Below are 11,976 nucleotides of genomic sequence, written 5' to 3' on the forward strand. Positions count from 1 at the left end.
ACGGGCTGGTGGCCGAGGCACCCTCGTCCGCATCGCGATGATCCTTCGCGCGAAGGAGGCGGGCCTGGGACTGGATCGCCGAACGCATCCGTCAGATCGGCGGCCACCCCAGCCGGGCGTAGAACGCGAGCAGCCCGCTCATCAGCACGGTCCAGCCTCCGGTCATCATCAGCACCCCGGTGGCGACCAACGCCACTCCCCCGGCGATCTCGAGCCGCCGGGCGTTGCGCCGCAACCAGCCGAGGCGATCCTGTCCGCGGGCCACGGCGCGGGCCAGAACCAGGAACGGTGCCCCGAGGCCGAGGGCGTAGGCCAGTAGCAGCAGGGCACCGCGCCCAACGTTCGCCGCACTCGCCGCGGTGGTGAGGATGGAGGCCAGCACCGGGCCCACGCACGGCGTCCAGCCGAACGCGAACGCGACCCCGAGGGGGAACGCACTGCCCGGGCCTGCCCCGATGCGGGAGAGGTCGACACGTACCTGCCGCTGCAGCACGGGGATCCGGAGCAGCCCGATCAGGGTCAGGCCCAGCGCGATCACGACGGCGCCGCCGACGAGGTTGATGACGTCGATGTGCCGGCGCAGCAGCAGGCCCACGGCCGACGCAGTGGCGCCCAGTGCGGTGAAGACGACCGCGAACCCGGCGACGAACAGCCCGGACCCGAGCGCCACCTGACGCCGCGCGGCCACAGCGCCGCCTGCACGGCGTGCGTCGCCCAGGCCGGAGACGTAGCACACGTAACCGGGGAGCAGCGGCAGCACGCACGGAGAGCTGAACGACACCGCACCCGCCACGACGGCGAGCGACATCAGGGCGAACAGCTCCACGACCCGCCCTTCCGGCGTTCGGTGTCGATGGGACCCCGCGTGCGGACCGGGATCTTCTACAGCGCATAGTACTGAGCTAGACAGTACTTAGATACGCAGTACGAGCGAGTGGCCGCGACCGAAGAGCGGGGAACGACATGCCGCAGAGTGGGGTGCCCACCCGTCGGGCCGCGGACCTCGACAGCGCCGTCGGCGAATCCAGCGCGTGCCTTGTCCGCCTGGACCGGGTCGCGGTGACTCTGGGCCGCACGCCGGTGCTACGCGATCTCGACCTGCGGGTCGGTGCCGGCGAGGCGCTCGGGGTGCTGGGGGCGAACGGGTCGGGGAAGACCACCCTTCTGCACCTGCTGGCCACGCTGGTCACACCGGCGGCGGGGCGCGGCGAGGTACTGGGCCGGGAGCTCGGAAGCCCTGATGCCGGGGAGACACGGCCCGCGATCGGCTTGGTCGGTCACCTGCCCGCGCTGTACCCGCAGCTCTCGTTGGCCGAGAACCTCCGGTTCGTCGCCCGGCTCACCGGGCGCGAGAACCGCGCGGCCGACCGGGCGCTGAATGCCGTCGGGCTCGGGGGCGCCGCCCACCGGCGGGCAGAGCGCTGCTCACAGGGCATGCAGCGGCGGGCGGAACTGGCGCGGGTGCTGCTGACACAACCGTCCCTGCTGCTGCTCGACGAGATCCACGCAGGCCTGGACCGCGACGCCGTCGGTCTGGTGGACCACGTCGTGGCGGGGGTCCGCGGCCGCGGCGGCGCGTGCGTGCTCGTCTCCCACGAACCCGACCGGCTGACCCGCGTCGTCGACGGCATGGTGCGGATCAGCGACGGACGCGCGGAGCCCGTGGCCGGAGCGAACCAGAGGGGCGCGCCGTCGTGACGGCCGCCGCGGCGCCGCCGCTCACGCAGGCCTTCGCACTCGCCCGCAAAGACCTGCAATTGGAGTTGCGGGCGGGAGAGGCGCTGCTGGTGATCGCTCCGTTCGGCGCGGTCGCGCTGTTGCTGGCCCCGCTCGCCGTCGAGGTCGACACGCCGTTGCTCCGCGCGCTCGGGCCGGCGCTGTACTGGCTGGTCGTGCTGTTGTTCGGGGTGCTGGTGACGCTTCGCGCGAGCGCCGTGGACACCCCGGCGCAGCTGGCTGTGCTGCGGCTGGCCGGGGTCGGCCCACGGGTGCGGCTGGCCGGACGTGCGATGGCGAACGGCGTCCTTCTGCTCGGGTTCCAGCTCCTGCTGGCCCCCGTCGCGGTGGTGCTCTACGACCCGGACCCGGCGGGCTGGCCCTGGCTGCTGCCGGTGTTCGTGCTCGTCGCCGCCGGGTTGGCGGTGCTCGGCGCCCTGGTCGACGCGCTCGCCGTGGGGCTCGCCGGGCGCACCACGCTCGGACCGCTGCTGGTGGCGCCGGTCGCGGTTCCACTCCTGATCGGCGCGACGAGCGTCCAGCGGGCCGCACAGCACGGGCAGGCGCCGTGGCCGTGGCTGGTGCTCGTCGTCACCGTCGTCCTCGTCGCCGCGCTGCTCGCCGCGTCGTGTGTCCGTTACCTGGAGGACCTGACATGAGAGGGACCGATGTGCGGGTCTCGCCCGGGACCGTATTCGGGCGCCGACTCCCGGTCGTCGCCGGGCTGGCCGGCGCCGTCGGCCTGGCGGCCGCGATGCTTTCACCGCCCGACTACCTGCAGGGCGAGCTGGTCCGGCTGATGTACGTCCACGTCCCGGCGGCGTGGACGGCCTACCTCGGGTACGCGGTCACGCTCGCCACGAGCATCGGCTGGCTGTGGCGGCGCAGACCCGGCCTCGACCGCCTCGCCGCGGCGAGCGCGGAGGTCGGGGTGTTCTTCACCGGCCTCGCGATCGCGCTCGGCTCGATCTGGGGCAAGCCCACCTGGGGGGTGTGGTGGACATGGGACGCGCGGCTCGTCACGACCGCCCTGTTGTTCTTCGTCTACCTCGGCTACCTGGCCCTGCGGCGAGCCACACCAGACCCGCAGTTGCGTGCCCGCCGCTCGGCCGTGTTCGGGGTGGTGGCGTTCGCGCAGGTGCCGCTGGTGCACTTCTCGGTGGTGTGGTGGCGCACCTTGCACCAGCCACCCACCGTGCTCAAGCCGGGCGATCCGAGCATCGACCACACGATGCTCGCCGTCCTGCTGCTCAGTGTCGTGGCGTTCACGCTGCTGTTCGCCATGCTCGTGCGGGCCCGCGCCCGACTGCAGGCCGCGGCGGACGCGCTCGATGCAGCTGACGAGCGCCTGCCCCGCCCGGTGGCCGGTGCTGCGGTGACCGCCCCGCGACGGGAGGGATGGGATGTCTGAGTGGGCGTGGGTGATCCTCGGCTACGCGACGACGGCCACGGCGCTGGCCGGCTACGTCACGGTGCTGGTGCACCGGATGACGGTGCTGCGACGGCGGGCGGAGGAGTCGCAGTGAGCCAGGCGACCCCGCGGACGCTCACCCGGTACCGGATGCTCGCGGCCGCGGTCCTGGGTGTGGTGGCCGTGCTCGTCGGGCTGCTGACGTTCGGCAACCTCAACCGCAACCTGGTCTACTACCTCGAGCCGGCCGAGGCGGTGACGCAGCGCGTCGAGTACGCCGACGGTCGCCGGTTCCAGCTCGGCGGGCTCGTCGAGGAGGGCACCGTCACGCCGACGGCGGACGGGGTGCGGTTCGTGGTCACCTCGGCATCCGGGCACGGCGGCACGACGATCCCGGTGGAGCACCGCGGCGCCCCGGCCCAGCTGTTCGGAGGCGGGATCGGGGTCGTGCTGGAGGGCTCCTGGCGCGGCAGCGAGTTCGTCTCGGACACGATGAAGGTCAAGCACGACGAGAACTACCGCCCTCCCGAGGATGAGGCGCCGTGATCACCGCAGTGCCGGCCGCCGGCTGGTCGGGCGCGATGCTCGGCCTCGCCGGCTCGATCGTGCTCGCCGTGCTCGGCCTATACGCCCAGCGACGGCCCGACGCCGTGCGCCGCCGCCAGCTGCAGGCCGCGGTCTGGTGCATGCTCGGCGGCGCGGCGCTCGCGATGACCGCGCTGGAGGTGGCGCTGCTCACCGACAACTTCGCGGTCTCCTACGTCGCCGAGACCCACTCGCGGGCCACGCCGCTGTTCTTCACGATCACCAGCGCGTGGGCGGCGCTCGAGGGCAGCATGGTGCTCTGGGTGCTGGTACTGGCCGGTTTCACCGCGGTGGTGATGCGGCAGGTGCCCGGGACCGCCGACCGGCTGGGCACCGGCGCGCTGGGCGTGCTCGGGCTGGTCGCCGCGTTCTTCTTCGGGATGGTCGTGCTCGCCGCCAACCCGTTCGAGATCCTCGCCAACCCCCCGGCGGACGGGCCGGGTGCGAACCCGATCCTGCGCGACCACCTGATGGTCGCGTTCCACCCGCCGATGCTCTACCTGGGCTACGTCGGTTTCACCGTGCCGTTCGCGTTCGCGATGTCGGCGCTGCTGCTGCGCGAGGGCGGCGTCGAGTGGCTGCGCCGCACCCGGCGGGCGAACCTGGTGGCCTGGAGCTTCCTCACCGGCGGTCTCGTGCTCGGCGCCTGGTGGTCCTACGAGGTGCTCGGCTGGGGCGGGTACTGGGCCTGGGACCCCGTGGAGAACGCCGCGCTCATCCCGTGGCTGGTCGCCACGGCGTTCATCCACTCCGCGGTCGTGCAGGTCCGCCGCGGGATGCTCCAGGCCTGGAACTTCGTGCTGGCGCTGGCCACCTTCTCCCTGACGATCCTCGGGACGTTCCTCACACGCTCCTCGGTGGTCGTCTCGGTGCACAGCTTCAGCCAGTCCGCGGTCGGACCGGCACTGCTCACTTTCTTCGTCCTCGTCGTCCTCGCCGGCTTCACCCTGATCGTGCTGCGCGCCGAGCGGGTCGCCTCGCTGTCCCGGCCCGAGTCGCTCGCCAGCCGGGAGGGCGTTTTTCTGGTCAACAACCTGCTGCTGAGCCTGTTCGCGTTCGTGGTGCTGCTGGGCACGACCTACCCGATCTTCGTCGAGGCCCTGACGGGACAGCAGGTCTCGGTCGGGCGCCCGTTCTTCGATCGGATGGCCGTGCCGCTGAGCTTCGCCCTGCTGCTCGCCATGGGTGTCGGACCGGTCACCCCCTACCGCCGGGCGAATGCGGCGGTGCTGTGGGCCCGGATGCGGATCCCGTTGCTGGTGGCCAGTGCGGCCGCCGCTGCGGTCGTGTCCGCCGGTGTGCTGTCACCGGGCGTGGTCGCGGTCGTCGGCATCGCGGCCGGCGTGGCCGCGTCCACCGTGCGCCAGCTGCTGGTCACAGCACCCGTTCGCACGCCGGCCGGGGTGTGGCGGTTGCTGCGCGGGCACCGCGGTTACTGGGGTGGGCAGCTGGCCCACCTCGGGGTAGCGCTCACCGCCGTGGTCATCGCCGTCTCCGGCGCCCTCGCCGAGCGCGCCACGGTCACCCTCGAGCTCGGCGAGTCCACCGACTTCGCCGGCTACTCCGTGACGTTCGAGCGCACGGAGGAACACCAGCAGCCCGATCGGCTCGTCACCGACGCCCACATCGTGCTGCGCTCCGGGAGCGAGGTCGTCTGGGTGGCGGAGCCCGGGCTCAACTCCTTCCCCGGTCAGACGCAGGCAGTGGGCAACCCGTCCGTGTGGTCGACCCCAGGCCAGGACGTCTACGTCGCCCTGGCCGCCCTTGACCCGGAGCGCGTGACGATCAACCTCTTCCGCTACCCCTTGATGATGTGGCTGTGGGTCGCGGGAGCGCTCGTCGCCGCCGGGGGGTTCTGGGCGCTCGGCACCCCCCGGCGGCGGCTGGAGGCGGCCCCGCCCCGGGAGGAGCCGTTGGTGGAGGTGGGTTCCGGTGGGTGAGGCCGGCCGGCGGCGGGTCGGTTCCCTCGCCGTCGCGCTCGCGATCCTGGGTCTGCTCGCGGTCACCGTGGTCACGCTGGCGACAGCGGCGCGGCCGGCACCGGATCGCGCCCAGGAGCTTTCGGAGCGGCTGCGCTGCCCGGTGTGCAAGAGCGTGTCCATCGCCGATTCGCCGTCCGAGATGGCAACCGCGATGCGGCAGGTCGTCGCCGAACAGGTGGTGGCCGGGCGCACCGACCGCGAGATCGTCGACTTCTTCCGCGGCCGCTACGGCGACTGGGTGCTCCTCGACCCGCCGAGACGCGGCAGCACCCTCCCGCTCTGGCTGGTGCCGCTCGCGGCGACCGCGCTCGGCGTCGCCGTGGTGCTGGCCCGGGTGCGCCGGCGCGACGCGCCGGCGGTCGAGCTCGCCGAGAGCGCGCGCAATCGGGTCGAGGATGCCGTGGCCCGTGCTCGGGCGGCCGGGCCCGGCGAGGAGGACGAACCGTGACCGGCCGACAGGCGCAGCTGCGCCAGCTGGCCGACCAAGCCGTTCGCGACATCGTCGAACTTGAGGCACAGGTCGCCGCCGGCGAGATCACCGAGGCCGGCGCCCGCCCCCTGCGGCACCGCTACGAGACCACGGCCGGCCGCGCGCTGCAGGCGGTGGACGCGCTCGGCCCCGAGGGCGATGCGGCGGCGGAGACGCGCCCCCGCCCACGTGGCTGGACCCTTGCCTATGTGATGGCCGGGGTCGTCGCGCTGATGGCCGCGGTGGTCCTGCTGCCCACCTCGGTGCTGCAGCGCCCGGCCGGGGGCTTTGTCACCGGGAACGAAGCCGTCCAGGGGGTCGCTCCGCCGCTCGATCCCTCGGCCGCCGTCACCGACGAGCAACTCGAACAGGTCGTCGACGCCAACCCGGAAGTGGTCGGAATGCGCCTGGCGCTGGCCGACCGCTACGCCGGACAGGGCGAGTACGACCGCGCGGTGCGCCACTACCTGGAGGCACTGCGCCGCGAGCCCCGCAACGTCGAGGGGCTCGCCGGGCTGAGCTGGCTGCTCCTGCAGGTCGGCCAGCCGCAGGAAGCCTTGACGGCCGCGAACGAGGCCCTCTCCATCGATCCCGCCCACATCCGGGCGCTGTGGTCCAAGGCGAACATCCAGCTCCACGGCGTCGACGACCCGACGGGTGCGCGCGCCACCTTGCAGGAGCTGGCGCGGCGCGATCTGACCCCGGAGGACCGAACGCAGGTCGACCAGCTCTCCACCGTCGCCGAGCAACGCGCAGGAGGTTCGGGATGAGCGACTCATTGCACCCCAGTCCACCGCGGAGACGCCGGGCGGCGAAGCTGGTCGCCGTCGTGGTCGCGTTCATCGCGATCGGGATCGGGGCGGTGTTCGGGATGCGGCTGGAGACCGACCCGACGCTGGTCGACAGTCCGCTGATCGGCCAACCAGCCCCAGATGTCGTGCTCCCGGAGCTCGAGGGGCCGGAAGAGGTCTCGCTCGCCGCCCTGCGCGGCCGGATCGTCGTGGTCAACTTCTGGGCGTCGTGGTGCGTCGCGTGCCGTGAGGAACACGCGGCGCTGCTCGCGGCCGCGAAGCAGTACCGCGACGCCGAGGTCACCGTCGTCGGGATCGACTACCAGGACGGCACGGCCTCTGCGGCGGCGTTCCTCGACGAGCTGGGTCGCGGCGGGGACAACTACCTGTACGCCAGCGACGTCGGCTCCCGCGCCGCCCTCGAGTTCGGCCTGTTCGGAGTGCCCGAGACGTTCGTCCTGGACCGCTCGGGCACGGTCGTGGCCAAGATCACGGGGCCGTCGACCTACCCACTCCTGGCCGGTGCGCTCGACGCCGTGCTCGCCGGTCAGCGGCCGGAGTCCCGCACGGATGTCGGAGTGCAACCCGCGCCCGGCGCACCCCTGGTCGGGAGCAGCTGATGCGCAGCATGATGCGCTCGTCGGAGGCGCGTTGGACGGTGGTCGTCGCGGTGCTCGCCGTCGCCGGTGTGCTCGCGCTCTGGCCCCGGAGCGGTCAGGAGGCGGAGCCGGGCGGACGGGTCCTCCCGTGGTCGGTCGACGCCGGCGGCGCGGTCATGACCATGCCGTCGGACGAGGAGCTGGCCCCGCTGCGGGCCCGGGCCGGGCTCGCCCCCTGCCCCGCGCCGGCGCCCGGCGCACCCCCGGCCGCGGGGCCACTGGTCGGGATCACGGTCCCCTGCCTCGGCTCCCCCGTCGAGGTGGATCTCGCCGCGGCGCTGGCCGGCCGACCCGCACTGCTCAACATCTGGGCCTCCTGGTGCAAGCCCTGCCGCGAGGAGATCCCGGTCCTCGACGCCTACGCCGCCCGGCCGGACGCGGTACCCGTGATCGGCATCGACGTCCGCGACGACGCCACCGCCGCCCTGGCCCTGCTCGCCGAGCTCGGCGCGACCTTCCCGTCAGTGGTCGACACCGACGGGGAGCTGTGGGCGGCGCTGCAGGTGCCCCTCGCCGTCCCGACCACGTACGTGGTGCGAGCCGATGGGTCGGTCCGGCGGGTGAACCCGCCCGTCGTGTTCGCCGGTCCCGACGAGGTCGCACAGACGGTGCAGCGCTACCTGGCCGCCCCGTGATCACGCCTCTCGAGATAGCGAGCCGTGCCGCGCCCAGCGCGAATAGACCCAGCTCCGAGGAGGCGCGCCGATCAGCGACGGTCGACGGACGGGGCGACCACCGGACGCGTGCGGAGACGGACATCCACAGCAGGGAGAATAACCGGTGACCGACGTCGCGACCGGCGGCGACGCTGCACCTCAGGAGAGACCAGACCGACGCGTCGCCGGGCCCGCCGCACCGCTTCGCGCTGCACTCGCTCTCGCGGTGGCAGCAGGTGCCGCGTGGGCGCTCGCCGCACCGCCGCGGGGCTGGTGGCCGCTGCTGCCGGCCGGGGTCGCCGCGCTGACGATCGCGCTGCACGGCAGACGGCTGCGGACCCGGCTGGTGCTCGGCGGGCTCACCGGCCTCGTCCTGTACGCCTCCACTCTGGTGTGGTTGGCCGGGTTCGCCGTGCCGGGCTACGTCGCCGTCGCAGTGCTCGAGGCAGTCATGCTCGCCGTCGCCGTCGCGCTGGTCCCGACCGCCCGCACCGGGCGGTGGTCCGGCGGCTGGTGGGGCCTGCCGGTGGCTCTGGTGTTCCTCGACGCCACCCAGACCCGGTTCCCCTTCGGCGGCTTTCCGCTGCCCGCGCTCGTGCTCAGCCAACTCGACGGGCCGTTCGCCCTCGCCGCGCCGCTGGGCGGATCGCTGCTGGTGACCGCGCTCGCGGCGACCGCAGGTGTCGGGCTCGCGGCCCTGTACCTCACCCGCGGCAGGCAACGACTGCCGGCCGTCGGGATCGCCGTCGTCGTCGCCGGCGCCCCGCTCGCCGCCGGGGCGGCCGTCACGACCACACCGACTGGCAGCCTCGACGCCGCCGTCGTGCAGGGCGGAGGCCCCCGCGGGGTGCGCGCGGTCTTCACGAACCCGCAGGACACCACCGACCGGCAGTTCGCGGTGGCGGAGCAGATCACCGGATTCCCCGACCTCGTCCTGTTCCCGGAGGCCGTGATCAGCGTTCCCGGCTCCATCGCCGGCTCCGCCGCCGAACGGCGGGTCGCCGACCTGGCCCGCGCGCTCGACGCCCCGGTCGTCGTCGGAGTCGCCGAGTCGCAGGACGCCGGATTCCGCAACGTCGCGGTCCTGTACGGGCCCGACTATGCGCTCCTCGACCGGTACGAGAAGGAGCACCGCGTCCCCTTCGGCGAGTACATCCCCGGCCGCGCGTTGCTCGAGCGCGTCACCGACCTGACCGCGCTCGTCCCCTGCGATGCGATCGTTGGCGAGGGCGAGGCACTCCTCGACTCCCCGGTCGGCCCGCTCGGCGTGGTCATCTCCTACGAGGTGCTCTTCGCCGACCGCGTGCGCGAAGCCGTCCTCGCCGGTGGCCAGATCGTCCTCGTTCCGACCAACGCCGCCTCCTACGTCACCGAGGAGGTCCCGGCGATCGAGGTCGCGGCGGCGCGCCTGCGCGCCCGCGAGTTCGGACGGACCGTCCTGCAGTCGGCTCCCACCGGCTACTCCGCCGTCGTCCTCCCGGACGGGCGGGTGGTGGCGCAGACCGAGCTCGGCGCACCCGGCCTGCTCCGCGGGACCGTGCCGCTGTCCACCGGGCTCACCCCCTACGCGCGGCTCGGCGACCTGCCGTTCCTCGCGCTCGCCGGCTTCGCCCTCCTGGCGCCGGCGCTCGCGGGCGAGGTGCGGCGCCGGCGAGCGCCGCAGGCGGAGCGCGATGACCAGCAGTGACGACGACAGTACGGCGCCCACTCCGCCGTCGCCCGAGCCAGAACCGCGGCGCCGAGGACGTCTCGGAGCCGTGAGCGGTGTCCTGGTCCTCGTGATCGCCGCCGTGACGTACGGCAGCGTCGCCCTGGACACGCTCCTGCCGCCGGACGCCGAGCGCGAACTCGCGGCCTTCACCCCGTCGGCGGAGCGACCGGACCCCGCCACCGCGATCTCCGGGGTCCGTGTCCAGGAGTTCCGCGGTGGTGAACACGACACGGCCGATGATCCCGGCTACGAGACGCGACCCCCGGTGGGTGGGCCGCACGGGACCCGATGGGCGGCCTGCTCCGGCGCGGCGTACCTGGACCCGGTGAGCGATGCCGAGGCCGTCCACTCACTCGAGCACGGCGCGGTCTGGATCACCGACGATCCTGCGCGCACGCCGGCCGTGGTGCTCCGGGCCCCCACCGCCCGCGTCACCGGGGATCCGTACCTGCTGCTGTCGCCCTACCCCGGGCTCGACGCACCGCTCTCCCTCCAGGCGTGGGGTCACCGGCTGACACTCGACACTCCGGAGGACCCGAGGTTCGAGCAGTTCGTCCAGGCGTTGCGCAACAACCCCTACACGCCGCCGGAACCGGGCGGCGAGTGCGGCCGGGCGCCAGGCCGGTGAGCCCGGTCGGGGTGTTCGTTCACCAGCCTGCCCGAGGCACGGCAGAGGCGGTTGCGCTCGAGACATCGTCCAGTGACGAGGGCGGCTCAAGAACCGGGTGGTCAGCTCGGCGGGGTGTTCCCACGTCGATTGCGTAGGCCGTGCCGGCCAACGGCGGCGGCGAGAAGGAGCAATGCTCCGCCGAGGTAGTAGACGGCTTGGATGCCGATCGCCGCGGCGAGCAGGCCGCCGACCAGCAGCGAGGCAAGGCGCCCGAGCTGCCAGAGCATGTCGAAACCGGCGAAGACGCGGCCCCGGGCGTGCTCCGGGGTGTGGGCTTGGAGGAGCGAGTTAAAGGTGACCGCGCCGCTCGAGGTGCCCAAGCCGTAAACGGCCAGGGCAGCCAACGCGACGGGCAGAGCGGTGAAGGAGGCCAGGACGAGGTCGATCAGGCCGCGCAGCACGTAGGGGCCGAAAACGAACGCAGGGCGTCTCGGGTCGCTGACCAGGCGGGTGAGCAGGAACGGGCCGAGCACGGCACCGACCCCGATGGCGCCGAGCAGCAGCCCGTAGCCACCCGGCGGAAGCGCGAGGTGGTCGCGGGCGAGGACGACCAGCAGCGCGCTGGTCGGCCCGGCGGACAGCGCGGCGAGCAGTTGCCCGCCGCGAGCGCACCGAGGAGGCGGTCGGTGGCGAGCAGCTTCATCCCAGCCCCGCGTCGGCGAAGAGCCCCGGTCGCCGGGTTGGCATGGGTGCGGCGGGGAGACGAAGTCCGGCCAGGACCGCGGCGCTGACCAGGAAGCTCGCGGCGTTGATCGCGAACGCCGGGCCGGCACCGAGGACGGTGTAGAGGATGCCGGCCAGCGGGGCGAGCGCGATCTGGCCGAGCACGGCCGCGGTCCAGATGCCGCTGTTCGCAGCGACCAGCTCGTTGTCCTTGACCAGAGCCGGCAGGGTGCTGTTCGCGGCGGGGTTGAACAGCACCGCGCCGGCCGACAGGCCGAACGCGACGGCGTAGACCACCGCGACGTTCCCCCCGGCGAAGATCAGCGCGACGGCGAGCACCGCGCGGAGCAGGTCGGCGGCGACCATGACCCGGACCCGGGGCAGCCGGTCGACGAGTGTCCCTGCGAACGGTGCGAGCAGCAGCACCGGAATGATCTCGACTGCGACGACCGCGCTGACCCCGAGCGCCGAGCCGGTCAGGTCGAGCACGAGCAGGCTCAGCGCGACTGTCGCGAAGACGTCGCCCCATCGCGATGCGGTCCGGGCCGACCACAGCCGCCGGTAGCCCGGCTGGGCGAATACTGCCCGCAGCCGGACCCGACCGTTGTCGGGCTGGTTCACGACGTGCCGTCACCCGTGCCGGGAGGCGAGCCGGCGCAGCGC

At 73.4% G+C, this 11,976-nt stretch carries 15 protein-coding genes; 12 read left to right on the top strand and 3 right to left on the bottom strand.

Going from position 1 to position 11,976, the window contains the following annotated elements; genetic code table 11:
• Positions 1-91: 91 nt before the first annotated feature.
• Entirely contained in the window at positions 92-826 is a 735-nt protein-coding gene (locus FB558_RS27835; RefSeq protein WP_142058328.1) for a cytochrome c biogenesis CcdA family protein, read from the bottom strand.
• 137 nt (positions 827-963) lie between these two features.
• Between FB558_RS27835 and ccmA the strand changes: the two genes are divergently transcribed.
• The 12 genes from ccmA to FB558_RS27890 all read left to right on the top strand — a co-directional run bounded on the left by ccmA (position 964) and on the right by FB558_RS27890 (position 10,608).
• Positions 964-1,698, top strand: a complete 735-nt coding sequence (gene ccmA, locus FB558_RS27840) for a heme ABC exporter ATP-binding protein CcmA (protein ID WP_142058330.1) — start codon at positions 964-966, stop codon at positions 1,696-1,698.
• Positions 1,695-2,375, top strand: coding sequence for a heme exporter protein CcmB (locus FB558_RS27845; protein WP_142058332.1), 681 nt, complete (start codon positions 1,695-1,697; stop codon positions 2,373-2,375). The genes ccmA and FB558_RS27845 overlap by 4 nt, the downstream gene beginning before the upstream one ends.
• On the top strand, positions 2,372-3,127 hold the full coding sequence (gene ccsA, locus FB558_RS27850) for a cytochrome c biogenesis protein CcsA (RefSeq protein WP_142058334.1): 756 nt from the start codon (positions 2,372-2,374) through the stop codon (positions 3,125-3,127). The genes FB558_RS27845 and ccsA overlap by 4 nt, the downstream gene beginning before the upstream one ends.
• On the top strand, positions 3,120-3,242 hold the full coding sequence (locus FB558_RS45300) for a hypothetical protein (protein WP_281288689.1): 123 nt from the start codon (positions 3,120-3,122) through the stop codon (positions 3,240-3,242). Before ccsA ends, FB558_RS45300 begins: the two co-directional genes overlap by 8 nt.
• On the top strand, positions 3,239-3,673 hold the full coding sequence (locus FB558_RS27855) for a cytochrome c maturation protein CcmE (RefSeq protein ID WP_246106782.1): 435 nt from the start codon (positions 3,239-3,241) through the stop codon (positions 3,671-3,673). The genes FB558_RS45300 and FB558_RS27855 overlap by 4 nt, the downstream gene beginning before the upstream one ends.
• A complete protein-coding gene (locus tag FB558_RS27860; protein WP_246106783.1) occupies positions 3,670-5,652 on the top strand; it encodes a heme lyase CcmF/NrfE family subunit in 1,983 nt (660 codons plus the stop codon). Before FB558_RS27855 ends, FB558_RS27860 begins: the two co-directional genes overlap by 4 nt.
• Entirely contained in the window at positions 5,645-6,142 is a 498-nt protein-coding gene (locus tag FB558_RS27865; RefSeq protein ID WP_142058336.1) for a cytochrome c-type biogenesis protein, read from the top strand. The genes FB558_RS27860 and FB558_RS27865 overlap by 8 nt, the downstream gene beginning before the upstream one ends.
• Positions 6,139-6,933, top strand: a complete 795-nt coding sequence (locus FB558_RS27870; protein ID WP_142058339.1) for a tetratricopeptide repeat protein — start codon at positions 6,139-6,141, stop codon at positions 6,931-6,933. Before FB558_RS27865 ends, FB558_RS27870 begins: the two co-directional genes overlap by 4 nt.
• Positions 6,930-7,574: a TlpA family protein disulfide reductase gene (locus FB558_RS27875; RefSeq protein WP_142058341.1), complete on the top strand. Its 645-nt coding sequence runs from the start codon at positions 6,930-6,932 to the stop codon at positions 7,572-7,574. The genes FB558_RS27870 and FB558_RS27875 overlap by 4 nt, the downstream gene beginning before the upstream one ends.
• Positions 7,574-8,248 carry a TlpA family protein disulfide reductase gene (locus tag FB558_RS27880; protein ID WP_246106784.1) on the top strand — a complete coding sequence of 225 codons (675 nt, stop codon included), beginning with the start codon at positions 7,574-7,576 and terminating at the stop codon, positions 8,246-8,248. The genes FB558_RS27875 and FB558_RS27880 overlap by 1 nt, the downstream gene beginning before the upstream one ends.
• 247 nt (positions 8,249-8,495) lie before the next feature.
• The gene (gene lnt, locus FB558_RS27885; protein ID WP_142058343.1) at positions 8,496-9,956 is read left to right on the top strand and encodes an apolipoprotein N-acyltransferase; all 1,461 of its coding nucleotides are present in this window, start codon (positions 8,496-8,498) and stop codon (positions 9,954-9,956) included.
• Positions 9,957-10,026: 70 nt separating this feature from the next.
• Positions 10,027-10,608 (top strand): thioredoxin-like domain-containing protein, encoded by a 582-nt coding sequence (locus FB558_RS27890; RefSeq protein ID WP_170231557.1) that lies wholly within the window; start codon positions 10,027-10,029, stop codon positions 10,606-10,608.
• 101 nt (positions 10,609-10,709) lie between these two features.
• Here the strand turns inward: FB558_RS27890 and FB558_RS45305 are convergent, their stop codons facing one another.
• Together FB558_RS45305 and FB558_RS45310 are read right to left on the bottom strand one after the other, a co-directional pair.
• Positions 10,710-11,243 carry an MFS transporter gene (locus FB558_RS45305; protein WP_281288697.1) on the bottom strand — a complete coding sequence of 178 codons (534 nt, stop codon included), beginning with the start codon at positions 11,241-11,243 and terminating at the stop codon, positions 10,710-10,712.
• 46 nt (positions 11,244-11,289) lie between these two features.
• Complete coding sequence (locus FB558_RS45310) at positions 11,290-11,934, bottom strand: MFS transporter (RefSeq protein ID WP_211366880.1); 645 nt, start codon at positions 11,932-11,934, stop codon at positions 11,290-11,292.
• Positions 11,935-11,976: the final 42 nt, after the last annotated feature.

The sequence above is a fragment of the Pseudonocardia kunmingensis genome (assembly GCF_006716445.1).
In the GTDB taxonomy this organism is placed as follows: domain Bacteria; phylum Actinomycetota; class Actinomycetes; order Mycobacteriales; family Pseudonocardiaceae; genus Pseudonocardia; species Pseudonocardia kunmingensis.

What these genes read in the sequence shown, in the direction of transcription:
- ccmA (WP_142058330.1), top strand. Translation starts at nt 964, where the DNA reads ATGCCGCAGAGTGGGGTGCCCACCCGTCGGGCCGCGGACCTCGACAGC.
- ccsA (WP_142058334.1), top strand. Translation starts at nt 2,372, where the DNA reads ATGAGAGGGACCGATGTGCGGGTCTCGCCCGGGACCGTATTCGGGCGC.
- FB558_RS45300 (WP_281288689.1), top strand. Translation starts at nt 3,120, where the DNA reads ATGTCTGAGTGGGCGTGGGTGATCCTCGGCTACGCGACGACGGCCACG.
- FB558_RS27875 (WP_142058341.1), top strand. Translation starts at nt 6,930, where the DNA reads ATGAGCGACTCATTGCACCCCAGTCCACCGCGGAGACGCCGGGCGGCG.
- FB558_RS27880 (WP_246106784.1), top strand. Translation starts at nt 7,574, where the DNA reads ATGCGCAGCATGATGCGCTCGTCGGAGGCGCGTTGGACGGTGGTCGTC.